General features: G+C 57.1%; 17 protein-coding genes. 5 read left to right on the top strand and 12 right to left on the bottom strand.

The annotated features are described in order from the left end of the window. Nucleotides 1-173: 173 nt before the first annotated feature. Nucleotides 174-1,346: an iron-containing alcohol dehydrogenase gene (locus tag SV253_03540; GenBank protein ID MDY6775140.1), complete on the top strand. Its 1,173-nt coding sequence runs from the start codon at nt 174-176 to the stop codon at nt 1,344-1,346. A gap of 13 nt (nt 1,347-1,359) precedes the next feature. Here the strand turns inward: SV253_03540 and SV253_03535 are convergent, their stop codons facing one another. Together SV253_03535 and SV253_03530 are read right to left on the bottom strand one after the other, a co-directional pair. Further along, nucleotides 1,360-2,223, bottom strand: coding sequence for a molybdopterin synthase (locus SV253_03535; protein ID MDY6775139.1), 864 nt, complete (start codon nt 2,221-2,223; stop codon nt 1,360-1,362). A 26-nt stretch (nt 2,224-2,249) separates the two neighbouring features. Beyond that, entirely contained in the window at nt 2,250-3,239 is a 990-nt protein-coding gene (locus tag SV253_03530) for a hypothetical protein (protein ID MDY6775138.1), read from the bottom strand. Between the two features lie 107 nt (nt 3,240-3,346). Here SV253_03530 and panB point away from each other — a divergent pair, with 107 nt between their 5' ends. The 3 genes from panB to rqcH are packed head-to-tail and all read left to right on the top strand — an operon-like array spanning nt 3,347 to nt 7,002. Further along, nucleotides 3,347-4,159 carry a 3-methyl-2-oxobutanoate hydroxymethyltransferase gene (gene panB / locus SV253_03525; GenBank protein ID MDY6775137.1) on the top strand — a complete coding sequence of 271 codons (813 nt, stop codon included), beginning with the start codon at nt 3,347-3,349 and terminating at the stop codon, nt 4,157-4,159. 50 nt (nt 4,160-4,209) lie between these two features. After that, complete coding sequence (gene rpiA, locus SV253_03520) at nt 4,210-4,905, top strand: ribose 5-phosphate isomerase A (protein MDY6775136.1); 696 nt, start codon at nt 4,210-4,212, stop codon at nt 4,903-4,905. A gap of 33 nt (nt 4,906-4,938) precedes the next feature. After that, a complete protein-coding gene (gene rqcH / locus SV253_03515; protein ID MDY6775135.1) occupies nt 4,939-7,002 on the top strand; it encodes a ribosome rescue protein RqcH in 2,064 nt (687 codons plus the stop codon). 343 nt (nt 7,003-7,345) lie between these two features. On the opposite strand, the gene SV253_03510 is transcribed toward rqcH, so the two are convergent. The 10 genes from SV253_03510 to SV253_03465 form a co-directional block, all read right to left on the bottom strand. Then, nucleotides 7,346-9,826: an MMPL family transporter gene (locus SV253_03510; GenBank protein ID MDY6775134.1), complete on the bottom strand. Its 2,481-nt coding sequence runs from the start codon at nt 9,824-9,826 to the stop codon at nt 7,346-7,348. A gap of 30 nt (nt 9,827-9,856) precedes the next feature. Next, a complete protein-coding gene (locus tag SV253_03505) occupies nt 9,857-11,452 on the bottom strand; it encodes a COG1361 S-layer family protein (GenBank protein MDY6775133.1) in 1,596 nt (531 codons plus the stop codon). A gap of 79 nt (nt 11,453-11,531) precedes the next feature. Then, the gene (locus SV253_03500) at nt 11,532-12,014 is read right to left on the bottom strand and encodes a DsrE/DsrF/DrsH-like family protein (protein MDY6775132.1); all 483 of its coding nucleotides are present in this window, start codon (nt 12,012-12,014) and stop codon (nt 11,532-11,534) included. Between the two features lie 70 nt (nt 12,015-12,084). Further along, nucleotides 12,085-13,431, bottom strand: a complete 1,347-nt coding sequence (cca, locus tag SV253_03495; protein ID MDY6775131.1) for a CCA tRNA nucleotidyltransferase — start codon at nt 13,429-13,431, stop codon at nt 12,085-12,087. A 36-nt stretch (nt 13,432-13,467) separates the two neighbouring features. Beyond that, nucleotides 13,468-13,893, bottom strand: a complete 426-nt coding sequence (locus SV253_03490) for a low molecular weight phosphatase family protein (GenBank protein ID MDY6775130.1) — start codon at nt 13,891-13,893, stop codon at nt 13,468-13,470. Then, a complete protein-coding gene (gene arsB / locus SV253_03485; GenBank protein MDY6775129.1) occupies nt 13,883-14,932 on the bottom strand; it encodes an ACR3 family arsenite efflux transporter in 1,050 nt (349 codons plus the stop codon). The genes SV253_03490 and arsB overlap by 11 nt, the downstream gene beginning before the upstream one ends. Then, nucleotides 14,929-15,330 (bottom strand): metalloregulator ArsR/SmtB family transcription factor, encoded by a 402-nt coding sequence (locus SV253_03480; GenBank protein MDY6775128.1) that lies wholly within the window; start codon nt 15,328-15,330, stop codon nt 14,929-14,931. Before SV253_03480 ends, arsB begins: the two co-directional genes overlap by 4 nt. A gap of 37 nt (nt 15,331-15,367) precedes the next feature. Then, nucleotides 15,368-15,766 (bottom strand): hypothetical protein, encoded by a 399-nt coding sequence (locus SV253_03475; protein ID MDY6775127.1) that lies wholly within the window; start codon nt 15,764-15,766, stop codon nt 15,368-15,370. A gap of 4 nt (nt 15,767-15,770) precedes the next feature. Further along, complete coding sequence (locus SV253_03470) at nt 15,771-16,568, bottom strand: mechanosensitive ion channel (protein MDY6775126.1); 798 nt, start codon at nt 16,566-16,568, stop codon at nt 15,771-15,773. A 4-nt stretch (nt 16,569-16,572) separates the two neighbouring features. Beyond that, complete coding sequence (locus tag SV253_03465; GenBank protein ID MDY6775125.1) at nt 16,573-17,352, bottom strand: diadenylate cyclase domain-containing protein; 780 nt, start codon at nt 17,350-17,352, stop codon at nt 16,573-16,575. A gap of 98 nt (nt 17,353-17,450) precedes the next feature. Here SV253_03465 and SV253_03460 point away from each other — a divergent pair, with 98 nt between their 5' ends. After that, nucleotides 17,451-17,834 carry a translation initiation factor IF-5A gene (locus SV253_03460; GenBank protein MDY6775124.1) on the top strand — a complete coding sequence of 128 codons (384 nt, stop codon included), beginning with the start codon at nt 17,451-17,453 and terminating at the stop codon, nt 17,832-17,834. Nucleotides 17,835-17,843: the final 9 nt, after the last annotated feature.

The raw sequence follows: 17,843 nt of genomic DNA, 5'->3' as shown, positions 1-17,843 counted from the left end.
TATCCAAGCCGGCTTCAACAAAGACCCTGAGCTAACTCAGTTGGGAAGTACCGACCTTATAATTCAGACCCAGATAACACATAAATCTATGGTCTGTTTGGGTATATAAGTCAAACCTCCTACCGTTGACAAAACCTGAAATGTTAACCCCGCCGAGCACCATCTTCGTATGTATGAACTTCGACTACGACCATCCCGACACTAGCCTGCGTTTCGGACGCGGGAGAAGGAACGAGATAGGAGAGATTACGAGCGAGTACGGAGACACAGCCGCCGTCGTCACGACGAGAAACGCGATGCAGGAGGCGGGCTTCTTGGACGACGTCGAGGATAGCTTAGACGAGGCAGACGTCGAGTACCTCGTGTATAACAACGTCCAGCCCAATCCCACGGTTGAAAACGTCGAGAACGGCATCAGAGAGCTCTGGGACAACGGCGTCGACGTCGTCGTGGCTATGGGCGGCGGTAGTGTGATGGACACAGCAAAGACGATGGCACTCGGACTCGCGTCTCTCGACTCTCCCGACGAATCGATCTGGGGATACTGCACAGGAGAGGAAGAGATCGAGGAAGCGTTACCGATAGTCGCAGTCCCAACGACGAGCGGAACCGGGAGCCACATCGACCCGTGGGCTGTGATCTCGAACGAGGAAGAGGACGCCAAGCCCGGCTTCGGTGGCGATCCACTCGTCCCCAAAGCCGCTGTCGTCGACCCCGACATACCCGGCGAGATGCCACCTAAGCTCACCGCGAGAACGGGCTTCGACGCGCTGTGTCACCTCAACGAGGCGTACGTCGCAGAGAGTGCGACCGCGATGTCGGACGTCTTCGCCGAGAAGGGTATAGAGAAGGTCGGGGACTACCTCAGGGACGCTGTCGATGACGACCCCGAGGCGAGGGAGGAGATGGCTGTCGCCGACACGCTCGCGGGAATCTGTGAGACGACGAGCATGGTCATAGTGACCCACGCGCTCGCACATTCCGTGAGTGCTCTCCATCCCGAGGTCGCACACGGAGACGCTCTCGCGGCTGTGACATCCGAGGTCGCGAGATTCAACGTCGAGAACGGAGACAAGGAGACGAAGAGGAAGTACTCAAAGATTGCGGAGCTCTTAGGAGTCGAGATAGCAGACCCCGTCCTCGACGCTACCTACGTCGTCGACGCGTTTGAGGAGCTAAAGGAGGACATAGGACTCGACGTGACACTCGAAGACCTCGGAGTAGAGGAGGACGAGATAGAGGATCTCGCCGACAACTCCGAGGAGTACATGGAGATGGCGATAGAGACGAACCCCGTCGAGCTCGACCACGACGACCTCGTCGAGATACTCGAAGAGTCGTACTAACTGCTATACTACACTACGGACGGCTGTGTACCCAGTAGTCGCCTGACTCGGTGACCTCCTTCTTGAATATAGGAACCTCGTCCTTGAGACGGTTTATGCCGTCCTCTACTGTCTCGAATGCCTCTTGACGGTGTCCGGCGAGGACGACGACGTGGACTATGTCCTCCTCGCCCTCAACGACGCCTGTCTTGTGGTACATGAGTACCTCGTAGACTCCGTCTCTCTGTTTGAGTTCGGAACGTATAGAGTCGAGTCTCTCGTCGGCGACCCCCTCGTACTTCTCGAACCTGAGATGTGTAGTCTCGGCGTCTTCGTGGTTCTCGACACGCACGCGTCCCGTGAACGTCGCCACAGCCCCCGCCTTTGGCGAGTCGGGATGTGACTTGGCGCGTCGGACGAGCGATCCTACTGTCTCATACTCCTCCAAGTCGTCGACCACGTCGAGTAGCTCGGTGACATCGACGTCGGAGCCCTTGTCGGCACTCAGAACGGCGTCGCCGCCGAGGTCATCGTGGCTCAGATCTCCGAGAACCACCTTCGGAAGACGGCTGTGCTTGAATCCCTCGACAAGGACGTAGTCGTAGCCGCCGTCGGCGAGTCGGTCGAGGTGTTCGGAGAGACGATCCGACTTCGAGACGTCGTCTTGGTCGGAGTCACGCGCCTGAGTGATCTCGAAGCTCTTCGACGGCGTGACACCGACGACAGTCTCGGCTCCCGCGTCGGAGTGTCTGTATGTGTCCTTCCCCTCTTCGTCCACGTCGATGTCGTGGTGTATCGACTTTACCGTGGCTACAGTTGCGTCGACCTCGCCCACGAGACGTTCGATGAGAGACGTCTTACCCGAGTCAGACTGCCCCACTACCCCGAGAACTTTCATATCCGTAACTTCTCGCGTTTCCTATTCTATCCTTCGGTCTGTGCTACTGATTCGAGTATGTCGTCGGCGGCACTGTTCGACCTCGCGTCAGTCTCCTCACGCAGAGCCTCGACTGCGCGTCTCCTCACCTCGCCTTCTTCGAGGTTCTGCTGTGTGACACGCAGGACTGCCTCAGTGGATTCGAGAGCCTCGTCGAGAACCCCCGAGACACGCGCCGGGTCGGCTTCGGGGTCGACTACGACTCTCGACCCGTCGATGTCTACGCCGTCGACGTCTTTCTCCCGAACCGCCTCCTCAAGCGCGGTCATAAACGGAATATCGCCCGAGACGTCGGAGAGACTGTCACGTACAGCGGCTATGCTCCGTCCGTAGACGTAGCCGTCGTCGTGAGTACGGCTCTGACTCACTGTCCCGTCGGTGTCGCCGGGATGGTCGTACTCGTAGACGTCGACCAGGACTTCATTCGAGTCGTCATCCATGACTTCGACTACAGTTCCCATGCCCTCACGGATTTCGTCCGGAGACTGAACCGCCGAGTAGAAAGGCTCGCCGTCTCTGAGATGCACACAGCCGTACAGACTGTCGGTCTCCGACGAGAGGACGACAGAGCCTGTGAATCCTTCGTCTTCGAGGTCGTCGAAGAAGCCTCTCGGGTCGACGTAGTCGGTGTGGAGAGACTCGTGAACCGTGTCCCCGGTGACAGACGCCGAAACCGCCTCTGCGAGACGGTCAGGGACAGAGACAGCACGCAGGCTGTAGCCGTCGTCGACGAGACTTCCGAGACTCCCCTCGACGTCTTCTGACTCCACCTCGACACCGTGGTAGACGCCGCCGACGGGATCACCGTCGGAGAACACGAATACCCCCGTGACATCTTCGTCTCTGTCGTCCTCGACCGACACGTATCCCGTCAGACGCGTTCTCTCCAAGTCCTCAACGAGACCGTCGACATCGACGAAGTCAGTTCTGAGACTGCCGTACAGACTCTCCCCCCTGGGAAGACTTACCCCACCCATACTCACGCCTACACACTCATAGGATAAGTATTTGTGTGGTGGTGTCAGATCCGCACTTCACGGGTCTACGGTATGGTTTATCTGTGCTCGGTGTGACAGATACGGTAATGACACGTACTTCGGTGAAAGACCTCCGTGAGATGAAGCAAAACCGAGAGAGGATCACGATGCTGACGGCGTACGACGCGCCTACGGCGGAGATACTCGACGGCGAGGTAGACATTCTTCTCGTCGGCGACTCGGTAGGCAACACGCGTCTCGGCTACGACACGACTCTCCCCGTGACTATCGACGAGATGGTCTCCCACACGGGCGCAGTCTCACGCGGTTCGGAGGAGTCGATGGTAGTGGCTGACATGCCCTTCGTTTCAGTTGGAGCCTCCGTCGAGAAGTCGGTCGAGAACGCCGGGAGGCTCCTCAAGGAGGCGGACGCCAACGCCGTCAAGATCGAGACACCACCTACGGGAGAGATATCCGTCGAGGTAACCCAGCGTCTCGTCGAGATAGGGATTCCTGTGATGGGACATATAGGTCTCACTCCCCAACGGATCAACCAGATGGGGGGACACAGGATACAGGGACGTGACTCAGAGACTGCCGACCTCCTAGTCGAGAAGGCGCGCGAACTCGAAAACGCGGGCGTCTTCTGTCTCGTTGTCGAGGGGGTGCCCGAGGGAGTCGCGGGTGCGGTGACTGACGCGATAGACGTCCCGACTATAGGCATAGGCGCGGGGAGACATGTCGACGGACAGGTTCTCGTAATCGACGACCTCATAGGTCTCTCAGAGGACTCACCGTCGTTCGTGAAGGAGTACGCAGACGTCAGGTCGACAGTAGAGGAGGCGGCGAGGGAGTACGCCGAAGACGTCAAGAAGGGAGAGTTCCCCGCCGAGGAGCACGTCTTCGGAGACGGGACGTAGACGTAGAAGACGAAGATTGAAGGCGCGAGATGCCACATCTCAGACAAGAAATGAAATCCACATCGGGATCAGAGAGGGAGAAGAGAAACGCGGGTGAGTCGGCAGCGGATCTCGTGTCCGACGGCGACGTAGTGGGTCTCGGGACGGGAAGTACGACCGCCTACACGGTAAGACGTCTCGGCGAGCGGATCAGAGAAGAGGGTCTCGAAATAAGGGGGATTCCGACTTCGTACCAGTCGCGCCAGATCGCTGTCGAGGAGGGGATACCCCTGACGTCACTCGATGTCGAGACTCCCGACATAGACATAGACGGAGCCGACCAGTTCGACGACGATCTCAGCTTAGTCAAGGGCGGAGGTGCCGCACATCTGAGGGAGAAGATAGTCGCGTCGGCGTCCGACAGAGTCGTCATAGTCGCCGACGAGTCGAAGTACTCCGAGGCTCTCGACTACCCGGTTCCCGTCGAAGTCGTCGGAGACGCAGCCGAGGTCGTAGAGTCACGTCTCTCGGATATGGGAGGTGACCCCGAGTTACGCGAGGCGGAGAGAAAAGACGGTCCCGTGGTCACCGACAACGGAAACCTCGTGCTCGACGTCGACTTCGGCGAGTTCGAGGCTTCGAGACTCGGATCGCGTATATCCGAGGTTCCGGGTGTCGTCGAACACGGCGTCTTCGAAGGGATCGCCGACGAGGTACACATAGGAAAGGAAGATGGGGTCGATGTCGAGAAGAGGCAGAATGGATAAAGACGGATACGAATACGGATACGGAGGTGTGCCATGAAGAAGGAGATGACGAGTGTCGATATAGCCGCAGCCGTGAGCGAGCTCTCGGAACTCGAAGGCGCGAAGTTCGACAAGTTCTACCAGTACGAAGACGGAAAGGTTCGGGTTAAGATACGTGACTACGACAGGGGGCGTCTCGACCTCATCGTGGAGACGGGCGACTGGAAGAGAATACATCTCACACAGAGCCCCGAGGAAGCACCCCAGAGACCTCCTGACCTCGCGATGCTGATGAGGAAACGTCTCTCAGGGGGCGAGATCGCGTCGGTCGAACAGTACGACTTCGACAGGATAGTCGAGATAAGAGGCGAGCGAGAAGACGAGTACTCGATGGTCGCGGAGCTATTCGGCGACGGCAACTTCGTATTCACCGAGTCGGACGGAACAGTCCTGAGATCGACCGAGACAGTACGTCTCAAGACTAGGACTGTCGCACCGGGAGAGGAGTACGTCTTCCCGCAGTCACGTCTCAACCCTCTCGAACTCACGTACGACGGCTTCGTCGAGACGATGGAGGACTCCGACACCGACTTCGTGAGGACGCTCGCGTCACAGCTCAACTTCGGAGGTCTCTACGCTGAGGAGATCTGTGCGCGCGCGGAGGTCGAGAAGGAGAAACCGATCTCCGACGCCGACGAGGACGACTACGAGGCACTCTTCGAGGCGATGGAGGAGATCTTCTCACCTCTCAGAGACGGCGACACCGACAGCGTAGGAGTCGAGAACCTCGACCCCCAGATAGTCTACGACGGAGACGGAGATCCCGTCGACGTCGTTCCTTTCAGCCTGGAGAAGTACGACGGCAACGACAAGGAAAGCTACGAGAGCTTCAACGACGCCCTCGACGCCTACTTCGACGAGGCGAAGGAGAAGGAAGAGGAGGAAAGCGAGGAGGCGGAGTCGGCGCTCGAAGAGGAGATACAGAAGTACGGACACATAATACGTCAGCAGGAGGAAGCCGTCGAGGAGTTCGAAGAGGAGGAGGAGGAGCTAAAACAGAAAGCCGAGAGGCTATACGCGAAGTACGACGTAGTCGACGAGCTTCTGTCGAACGTCAGGGAGGCAAGGTCGTCGGGACAGACGTGGGATGAAATAGAGGAGACTCTCGAAGAGGCGAGCCAGAAGGGTATAGAGTCAGCCGAGATAGTCGAGTCGGTGAGAGGAGGTGACGGAGTGGTAGAGATAGACCTCGGGGAGGGAACTGTCGAGATCGACGTAGGCGAGGGGATAGAGGAGAACGCGAGCCGTCTCTACGACGAAGCGAAGAACCTGAGGGAGAAAAGAGAAGGTGCGATAGAGGCTCTCGAAAACAGCAGACAGGAGCTTGAGAACCTAAAGAAGAGGAAGGAGGAAGAGGAGACTGAGGAAGACGAAGAAGAGGACAAGACCGTCGTGAAGCCCCGAGGCGAGATGTGGTACGACAGGTTCCGGTGGTTCAGAACCTCCGACGGATTCCTCGTGATAGGCGGCAGAAACGCCGACCAGAACGAGGAGATATACAAGAAGTACACCGAGTCGAACGACCTCTTCTTCCACACTCAAGCACACGGCGCTCCCATAACCATCCTGAAGGCTACCGAACCAAACGAGCCGAAGAAGGACGTCGATTTCCCCGAGTCGAGCAAGAGACAGGCGGCGATCTTCGCGGCGTCGTACTCGTCTGTCTGGGACGCGGGACACGGAACCGCGGACGTCTACTCCGCGACCCCCGACCAGCTATCGAAGACGCCCGAGAGCGGCGAGTACATAGAGAAGGGTAGCGTCGTCGTGAGGGGAGACCGAGAGTACTACACGGTTCCCTTGAGCGTCGGCGTGGGTCTACGTCTCGACGAGAAGGCGGGTGTGATAGGAGGTCCGCCCGAGGCGATAGAGGACAGATCGAAGTACTACGTCGAGTTAGAGCCGGGTATGTACTCACAGAACGACACCGCAAAGAAGATCTACAGGAGGTTCAGAGAGGAAGCCGACGGCAGGGACGAGAAGCTAGTCAGGAAGATGGCGAGCCCCGACGAGATACAGAAGTTCCTCCCGACGGGTGGGTCGCGTCTGAAGGACTAGAGCCTGTAAATCAAAGATTTACAGACGTTCGTCAATCAAAGATTGACGTGCACACGAGAACTCAAAGAGTTCTCGGGACGTTCGGAAATCTTCGATTTCCGAGCCAACGAGAGCAAAGCTCTCGTAACGTTGACGAATCGCAGAGCGATTCGTTCGCACACCAGAACGCAAGGCGTTCTGGGGAAGTTCGTGAATCTAAGATTCACGAGTTTCCACAAATCTCTGATTTGTGTTGTAGCCAATCAAAGATTGGCATACCCGCGAAAACGCTACGCGTTTTCGGTTGCAACGAGACGCGAAGCGTCTCGTCATGCCCTGTAAATCAAAGATTTACAGACGTTCATCAGACTTCGTCTGATGAGCCAACGAGAGCAAAGCTCTCGTAACGCGTCCAGAGGACGAGTGTCGGCGGTAGGACGATCACCGAAGTGAGGTACGAGTAGAAGACGCTCAGACCCGTCATCAGACCGAACTGTCCGAGTATCGGTGTTATAGCGAGTACGAGGACACCGATTCCCGTTGTCGTCGTGAGCATACTTCCCGTGAGAGCACCGCCCGTCCCTCTGAGTGTTCTGAAGAGAGCGGCGTAGGTGTCGTGGCTCTCGTCGTACTCGTCGACGAACCTGTGTGTCGTATGAACCGAGTAGTCGACTCCTAAGCCGATCGTAATTGAGAGTATAGTCGCAGTCATCGCGTTGAACGAGACACCGAGGTAACGCATCGACGCCGCGATGAGCGCGAGGGTCACGACGACAGGGACGAGGTTAGCGATTCCGAGTGACGGTCTTCCCTCTATCACGGAGTAGACGATCACGAGGAAGACAGCAGTAGCACCGAGCGCGAGCGCGAGACTTCGGAGAGCCGACTCGAATATGACATCAGAGACAGCCTCGAAAACTACGGTCTGTCCTGTGGCTGTGGCGTCGAACCTGTAGTTATCGGCGACAGATCTTGCGTCCTCGGTGACCTCGGCGTCGGAGGCGTCTCCCTCGACGGAGTAGACGACACGCATCGATCTTCTGTCTTCTGTGATGTAGTCGAGGGCGCGGTCACGGTACGGCGACGTGAGTAAGGCGTCGTATATCTCGTCCAAGTTGTCGTCGGGGACTCCGTTCGAGTTCTGATCGTTCCTCGCGACGAGCCTCCCGAAGCTCTCCGACTCGCGCGCGTACTGACGTATGACGGTCACGATGCTCTCGCCTCTAGCCCGGCGATCCTGGCTCAAGAAGGTTTCCGGCGGATTCTGGCTCGCCCTCACGACGTTCTCGAGCGCAGAGTCGTCTTCAAGATGTCCCTCGACATAGACTGTGACCTGAGCGTTATCGTTCGACTTGAACTTCTCCTCTAAGTAGTTGGTGGTCTCTGTGACTGTGTACTCGCTTGGAGCGAAGGGCTCAGGTAGATTCCTCACAAGGGGCGAGACATCCTCGGGTGGCAGGAAGTCGTCACGCGAGAACGAGGTGTCAACACCCGTGCCGTAGTAGGCGGTTCCCGCGGTGAGGACGAGTATCAGAGCGAGGAAGAGTTCGGGAGACGGACGTGAGACGCGCGCGCCTATGGGTAATATCTTTCCGAGAACTGAGTCCTCGGAACCGAGAGGCTGTGACCCGAACTCTGGGAGAGAACGCCGTTCTCTGAACCTGTCGATGTAGAGCTTCGCCGCTGGAAGGAAGATACCAAATATGAGTGTCGTGAATATGATACCGACGGCTGCGACACGTCCGAAGTCACGTATAGGACCCAGCGCGCTTGTAGTGTTCGACCAGAAGCCGAGAACTGTAGTGCCCGCAACTATGAAGAAAGCGACGAGAAGCTGGTCGGTCGCAGTCCTCATCGATTCGTCGACTCCGTTTCCGGCTACCCTCTCTTCCCTGTACCTGTTGACCGCGTGTATGCCGAAGTCGATTCCGACTGCGAGGAGAAGAGGCGGCACGGCTATCAGCATCTGTGAGAACGGAATTCCGGCGAGTCCCATGTAGCCGAATGTCCAGACTATAGCCATCCCGAGAGAGACAATTCCAAGGAAGAGGTCGAATGGATCGCGGTAGGCGACGACGAGGAAGACGAGTATCAGAACCGACGCCGCAGGGACGACTATGATAAGCGAGTCGGTGATGACGTTCGCGAACTCGTCGTTTATGATTCCGCTTCCGAAGACACGTATGTTACCCCCGACTGAGTTGACGACGTCCTGTGACCTGAGCTGTATGTCGGTCATCGGCGAACTTCCGCCTCCTCCACCACCCCCACTGCCGCCGGAGACATCGGAGGGTATCCTATGAGTGACTATACCGAGTGCCGCCGAGGCGGACGCCGACTCGGAGTTGAAGTCCTTCGAGAGAAGAGACGTGAAACGTATGTTGTCAGCCGAGTCTCTCACAGCCGACCTAACCTCAGATGGTGTCGCCGACTCGACCGCATCTATCTGCTCTTCGAGTGTCGAAGCCGAGGGATCGAGCGTCGTCGCGACTACCCTCGCGGCGGAGTTCGCCGACTCGACCCTCAGGGACTCCCTCTCCGACATTCTCTTCTGTGCTCTCAGCATTCTCAGAATCCCTTGCTTAGAGACGACATTTTCTCCCGACTGTATTAGCTGAGTGCTTCCGTCGTCGCCCTCAAACGAGTACTCGAACTTCTCCTCGACCTGGTCAAGTGCCTCCTGTGCAGGCATATCCTGAGTGAACTGGTCGGTTCCGGTCTCAGTACTTGTAGCTCCGAGCCCGAGGCTGAAGACAGCTGTAACGACTAAGAAGGCGGCTAAGACGTACTTCGTCCTATTGACTATCAGGTCGTCGATGAGGTCAATGACACGCTGGTAATCAATCCCGAAGTCGAATCTACCCCGGGACACGTTCTACCTCCTCCACCACCAGAGGGCTCCTAATACGACTACCACGACTACTGCTATGGGGACGAGCGGAAGACCACCAGACTCGTCGGGCTGAGTCACGTCGACAGGGATGCTATAGGTGTCTGAGAGTTTCTGATCGCCCGTCTCATCGTAGCTGAAGTCGATTGAGATAGGATATGTCTTCGGAAGTGCTCCTCCGCCCGCACTCAGTCCGAAGGTGATATTAGACGACTCGCCGGGTTTGAGTGACGAGATGAAAGCCTCATCGTCGCCGCTCGAAAGCGGGTCGTTCGTGAAGATCTTAGCGTTGATGTCGGTTACTGTCTCGTCTTGGTTGTTCGTGACCCTCATCTCGACCGAAGAGGTCCCGCCCGCCTCTACGGTCGCATTTATAGGCTCGACTAAGAACTCATCGCGCTCCTCCCCGACATCGACACGGACGTCTACTGGGTCACTCCGTCTGATATCACCGTTCTGGTTCCTGTAACGAACGACGTACGACAGCTGACGACTTCCCGCCTCAGCCTCGTCATTGACCTCGACAGTGAAATTGAAGCTCTTCGACTCGCCCGCTCCGAGGTCTCCGACTGCGTACTCGGTCTCCGTCGGGTTGATGTTGGGACTCGAACTCTGGAGAGTCACGACGGCGTTCGAGACTGTACTGTTGACGGAGTAGACAACCTCGCCCGAGACTCTTCCCTCCTCTCCGACACGTAGGTCACTCTCGTGGTTAACGACCTCGAACTCCTGTTCGGGAGACGGAAGCAGACCCGCAGAGAGGTCGTCGGAAACACGGGATATTCCGTCTGTGTCGTCGAAGCTGACCCTCGTGGTGACGGAGTAGCGTCGGGGTATCGCGTCCTCGTTGACGCCGACCCTGTACTTGACCGTCTTAGTCTCCCCAGCCTCCCAGAATCCGACCTCGCTGCTCGCGGTCGACGATCCCGAGAAGCTGAGCTTCGCGTCATTCGACGTCACTGAGACCTCGGCGTTGCGAGCAGGCTGCGTACCGACGTTTTTTATATCGAGAGTCATCGTACCAGTGTCTCCGACGAGAACGTCCGAAGACGACTCTACGACCTCGAACCTCGCCCTGTCTATGACACGGATCTCGACGTACTTCGTCTCCTCACGAGAGAAGTCGTTGTAGTCAGGCGAAATTACGTCGCCGTACTCGACCGAACGCGTATACCTGTACTCGATGTCGACGGGAAGACGGTAAGTTCCGGGTGTCGCGTTCTCAGGAACAGTTACAGTAACCGAGTAAGGTCCCTTTGTCCCCGCAGGAACAGTACCGACTGCGATCTTCCCCGTCTTGACCTCTATGGGAGCATTTCCGCTCCTCACCTCCATAGTCATCCCCCTCGCAGTCTTGACACGCTGTTCGTGCTGAGCGGGTCCTCCCTGTTCTATGTTGCCGTCGTTGAGTACGTCGATCCGTAGCTGTCTCTCCTCTCCCGGCAGAAATCTGTGATCCGACGCCGTTAGGTCTATCTCGGGGCTTCCTATCACAGAGTCCGCCGCCGTGGCTGTTCCAACGGAAGCTACAGCGGCTACTGTTATCAGAATAGCCAGAAAAGCGGCTCGTCTATCTCTCATACTCCGCCTCCGTGTAGATCATGTAGTAGATAAACTCTCTACACGGATAAAGGATTTCTCACTACGGAGGTCTAGACTCCTATACCAGGAGCTGTATGTCGCAGTCCGCCATCATCTCAAGAGCCGTCGCCGCGCCGACTCCCGCCTCAGTTCCCTCAACGAAGTCGTCGTCGTCGTAGTCGAAGAGGTCGGCTGTCATCTGACACGCGAGCATGTCAACACCGGCGTCGTTACACATCTCGACGAGTTCATCTATCTCGGCGACGTTCTCCTCGTCCATCTCCTTCTTCATCATCTTGGTCGTCATCGATGTCATACCCGGGAGCATCCCGACGATGTTGGGCATCGGCGCGGGAAGGTTGGGGTTGCCCACGGGAGACACCTTGAGGTTCTTCATCTTGTCCTTGTGAAGTATGTCGAGACCCCAGAAGGTGAAGAAGACATGGACATTCCAGCCGAAAGCCGCGGCAGTAGAGGCGAGTATGAGAGGTGGGTAAGCCATATCTAGGGTTCCCTTCGTAGCTATAATTCCCATCGACTTGGTATCGTCTGCCTCTGACATAACTACACAATACTCTTCCATGACGCTACTTAACGGTTGTCAGTCCATGAAATATACTACCTGTGTAGTACTACTCGACTACTTCGGGGGAGATATGTGTCGCAAAGACGGAGCCGAACTCCTCGATGAGACGGGTACAGTCGTCGTCGACATAGACATCATAGCCCTCATGGATCTTCTCCTCGACGTGTTTACCCATTCCTATCTCTAAGAAGTCGTCGCTCTCGACGAATGAGGCGACTGTAGGATGGTCACGTTGCCTCTCTACGACGTACCTGCCGTCGTCTATGTAGGGTCCGACTACGTCGGCATCGGCGTACTTCGACCTGAAGCTCTCGGCGTGTTGACGGACGTGGACGGGCGGACCGAGATGTCTCTCGACCCTCGACTGTTCAGCTATGTTGAGCTCTAAGAGTATCAGCCCGCGGTCGTCGGCAGCTACGTCGGATCTCAGAACCCCGAAGCCACGTCTCTCGACCTCGTCGACTAGAGAAGACTCGGTCTTTCTGAGCTGGGGATAGAGCTGATCCTCGACGACGTCGGGAGACTCGAAGGTCACACAGACGACTGTGGTCTGTCTGTCTTCGAGGTACTCTTCGAGATCCTCGCGGCTGACCGTCCCGGGGTTCGACTCGAAGAAGAGAGACTTCCGGGGCTCGGCGGAGAGACGCCGGCACGCGTGTACGAAACGCGCGAAGTTGTCGAGGCTCAGGACGGCGGCGACGTTTCTCTCGGGGTCTGTGGGGTCTACGATGACGAGAGGATCGTCGAACTCCTTCGTACCGTGATCCTCTATGTCGATGGTGACCTGTGGGCTCCAGTCGGAAGCCGCCTCTATAGCTTCCTCGAATCCGCCGTAATGGAGAACGAGAAGCTCACACAGGTATCCGCTGAAGCCCCTCGTACGTAGCTCGCTCCCGTAGACACCGATCCCCTTCGTGAACGACTTGAGGAGACGGGCATCGTCTGTGTCTTCGAGTCTCTCGGAGACATACCGGTTGTGGAAGGGCGTCCTGTCGACAGCGGTCTTCGCTTCAGTTGCCGACTCGACGTCGTAACACGGCACGAGATCGACGTCGTAGCCCTTCTCGTGTCCCTTGACGTAGGGATGTTCGGCGTACTCGACGACACCGTCGGGGAAGACCTGCTTACCGACGTCGAGACCCGTCTCTTCTAGATCGTCTCTGGGGAGGTCGTCGGGGAGAAGAAGGAAGACATCTATGTCCCTGTCACCCGAGATCCAAGTGTCACGCGCAGCACTTCCGACGAGTTCGACATCGGCGTCGATCCCCCTCTCGTCGATAGCCTCTCGTGCCCTACGTCTCACGTTCTCGAAGACGTCTTGGAGACGGTCACGCTCGTCGTCGTCGGGGACTACGTCTTCGAGAACCTCGTCAGTGACCTGGTCGAGTCGCATACCCGAACTTCGGAACTAACCTAAAAAGGGCTTGCTTTAGGACTCCGACTCTATCTCGTCCATCAGAGACTCAACACGTCTCCGTATCTCGTCACGTATCTCTCTGACCTCTTCGAGAGGCTTCGAGTCGGGATCGTCGAGATCCCAGTCACGGCTTTCAGCAGTCGCGGTCGAGGGACAGACGTCGGAGGCGGAACATCCCATCGTAACGACGTAGTCGGCGTCATCGAGTTCGTCGAACCGTATCTCACGTGGCTCGCGGTCTATGAGATAGCCCGTCTCGGACATAGCCTCGGCGACGACCTCGTGTACCTCGTCGGCGGGCTGAGTACCTCCCGTGATCACCTCGATCTCGGAGGTGAGACCTCGCTTCTCTGTCTCCCTCCGGGCGAACTCGGTTGCGATCTGTGAACGTCCCGCGTTCTGAACACAGACGAAAGCCACAGTAGTCTTATCCGACAACGCTGATCACCCCGGTTTCGTCGTCGTCGAAGAGACGGTCTTTCGTCGCGAGAGCGACACGGACGAGACCCAGCATCACGGGAACCTCGATCAGGGGTCCTACGACCGTCGCGAGGGCGACGTTCGATCCTATTCCGAATACTGCGACCGCAACCGCTATCGCTAGCTCGAAGTTGTTCGAAGACGCCGTGAAGGCGACACTCACACTCTCGGTGTAGTCGAAGTCGAGTGCGGCACTCACGAGGTATGCGATGCCCCAGATTCCGACGAAGAATATCAGGAGGGGTAGAGCTATCAGACCTATCTCACCCGGATGTCTGACTATGTACTCGCCCTTGAGTGCGAACATGACTACTACCGTGAAGAGAAGCCCGAGGAGACCGAGGGGGCTGATACGTGGAACCACCTTCTCGTAGTAGGCACGTCTGCCGATCCTTCGGAAAGCGACTTTCTGTGTGAGGTATCCGAGGGTGAGCGGAAGTCCGAGAAAGACGAACACCGTCTGGGCTATGAGTGAGACGGTTACGTCGACGGCGGTGTCGTGGAGAAACCTGAGGAAGAGGAAGGCATAGGGCACGAACAGAAGTATCTGGAGAAGGCTGTTGACACCCACACAGACCGCACACATCTCCTGGTTTCCAGAGGCTAGGTCGTTCCAGACGAGAACCATCGCTATACACGGTGCTATTCCGACTATTATGAGACCCGTGGCGAAGTCGGGATATCCCGAGAGGAAGTAGGTGGCGAGACCGTACATGACGAAAGGAGCTATCAGCCAGTTGAACGTGAGTGTCAGACCTATCTCACGTCTCGACTTACGCGTCACGAGAGGTACTCGTCCGTACTCTATCTCCGCCATTATGGGATAGATCATCACGAAGAGACCGATGGCTATCGGAAGGCTCGTGCCGTGCCACGTCACGGCGTTTAGGAGGTCGGCGACCCCCGGGAAGAGACGTCCTATTCCGACCCCGGCTACCATAGCGAGACCTATCCAGAGGGTCAGGTAACGGTCGAGTATGTTTAGGCTGTCGCTCATCTCTCAGCCTCACTGTCAAGGGCTCCGAGAAGCGACTCCCCAAGCCGGGTGGCTGTGTAGAAACGCCATCTTCCCTCACGTCTTCTCTCGACGAGACCCGCGTCTGTGAGATCCGAGAGTGCGTGGCTCACACCGCTCTGACTCACGTCGACTACGGGCTCAATCTCACAGACACAGAGGTCGCCGTCCGACTCGTCTAGGAGACGGAGTATACGGTGACGCGTCGGGTTTCCGAGTGTCGAGAGTGCATTTAGGTCGTCGGGATCGGTTCTGTCCTCGGCAGACTCAGAGAGTCTCTCAAGCTCTTCGAGTCTCTCTCCGACATCGGCGTCACAGACGTCGTCACGACACGACTCGATATAACGGCTCAGACGTTCGTGTTGGGGCTCTGACTCCATCGAATGAATATATGTTCATACGGTCATAAGTGTTGGGTCAGAGCTCGGTCTCGATTCCGTACTCCTCCAGCTTCTCGCGCGTCTCACGTCTGTCCTCCCTCTCGCTCTCACGCGTCCTTCCTATGAGACGTCTCCACTCCGACCTGGGCCAGTCACCGAGATATGTCCTCTCGATGTCTACGGCGGCGGAGTGGGAGACACCGAGTGCGACGAGTAGGCTGACGGCTTCGTCGTCGGAGAGTCCGAACTCCTCGACGACTTCTTCGAGGCTCCAGCCTTCGAGTTCTCCGTCGGTAGCTGACCTCAGAGCGGCGTGAATACGTGAGAAGACGTGGCGACAGCCACAGCTGTCACAGACTCCGTCGTCGTGGATCCAGTCACGGAGACTTCTCTCGACTCCACAGTCGGCGCAGTCTATGGCGTCGTCGAGCCTCATTCCGTCAGTCCACCTCGCGCGCTACTCCTTCCTCGAAGACCTTGTAGTTGGGGATCACGTACTCGTTTCCTCCGTCGTCTATACGTGTCGTGAATGTGTCTATCTCCTGTACGACGCCCTCGACCTCGCCGACGTGTACTGTGTCACCTATCTGGTAGGGCTGTGTGAGTAGGAGGTAGATACCGCTCGCCGCCGACCTGAGAAGTGAACGGGTCGCGACAGCGACGAAGAGTATCACGCCGAAGAGGTAAGACGCGAGGAGTATGTAGAGTGCAGTCGTCGAGACGCCTATCTGACTCAGAGCCATAAGAGACGCGACGAAGAAGACGGTGTACTTGACGTACGACGGTATGAAGGAGACCTCGGGAAGCTTGACGTCTTCTAGCTTCTCTGTGACGAGTGTCTCCGCCTTGTCGCCGACTACCGCGCCGACGACGAGTATCAGAACAGCGACGAAGAGACGTGGTATCAGAACCGAGATGGGGAGGAGGACGTCGGTGAGAAGACCCTGAAGCTGTAGTATCTCTATCGCTGTTACGACGCCTCCTAAGTAGATGAACCACGCGACCGACCTAGCTATGACCTCAACGGTTCCCATCCCTAACGACTGCATGCTTCTCTCGAACGAGGTTCCCTCTGCGAAGTCGTCGACTCCGAACCTACATCCGATACGTAGAAGGAGACGTTCGACGGTGTATCCGAGAATCAAGCTTATAACTACGACTACGGCGGCGTCGACGGCTCTGATCTCGAGGAGTCTGAGCATCTCGTCGGAGACTATCTGGATAGGTGCGGGTGACATCGTATCAGTACTCCTCAGGGTCTAATTCGAGAACCAGGTCGCCTCCCTTGAAGACTCTTACTAACCTGTCGCTCTCGCTGAGGACAACCGAGATGGCGTTGGTGTCACGTGTTACGGAAGCCGCCGCCATGTGGCGTGTCCCGAGACCCTTCGGTATATCTATCCCCTCGGCGTCGGCTTCGAGGTAACGGTAGGCACTCACGATCTTACCCGAGTCGGAGATCACGAAGGCACCGTCGAGACGTGAGAACTCCTTGAGCATCACGTCGACTATGGGATCGCCGACGTGTACGTGTGACTTCTCGAACGGGTTGTACGACAGAGGACGTGACTTTGACATAACCTTACCCGCGTCGCCTATCACGAAGAGCGCGCCCACTGGCTCTCCCTTCTGACCCTTCTTTCCGAGCTCTACTGCGAGATCTATGACGTCTCTTATGACGCTCGGGTCGGGCTTCGAGTTCATGAAGAGACCGTAGAGACCCGTCTGCATCGACTCAGTAGCCTCGACGCGTGTGACCGTATCAGTGGTTCCGAAGACTCCGTCGACACAGACGACGTAGTCGCCCTCATCGACGTGTCCCTCCTCGAGACAGCCTCCTATCCCGAACCTCAGTCTGTCTTCGAGCCTGTCGAAGTCGAGTGGAAGCTCGACGTCTCCGTCGTCGCCCACCTTCACGACGTCGACGTCTGTCTCCTGTTCGACGTCTATCTTCGCGGGCGTGAAGACTAAGACAGCAGAGATGTCCGAGACCAGGTCTCCGACGAACTCATCGAGATCCATGTTATGTTTAAGACGACTCACGGACGCGAAAAAAGGCTTACGGGTACGAAGGCGAGACGTTTGAACAGTTTTATAGGTTTTTGAGAGGAGTAACAAGTATGACAACTGAACAGAGAGAGGTCAGAGATCTCCAGGAGGGCGGCTATGTCATGATCGACGACGAGCCGTGTGTCATAAACAGCATCTCGACGTCTAAGCCCGGAAAGCACGGTAGTGCGAAGGCGCGCGTCCAGGGACGTGGCGTCTTCGACGACCAGAAGAGGGAGTTCGTCCAGCCCGTCGACGCGAAGATCCGTGTACCCATAATAGAGAGAAAGGAGGGACAGGTCGTTTCGAGGACAAGCGAGGACATCGTACAGGTCATGGATCTCGACTCGTACGACACGATAGACATGAAGATTCCCGAGGAGATGGAAGTCGAAGACGGTGATACCATAACCTTCCTCGAAGGGATGGGTCAGAGACGTGTAGTCGAGAACTAGCTACGAGAC

Origin of the sequence: Candidatus Afararchaeum irisae (assembly GCA_034190545.1) — an archaeon.
GTDB lineage: Archaea > Halobacteriota > Halobacteria > Halobacteriales > Afararchaeaceae > Afararchaeum > Afararchaeum irisae.
The sequence above is the reverse complement of the archived record's forward strand: the minus strand, read 5'-3'. Positions and strand labels throughout refer to the sequence as shown.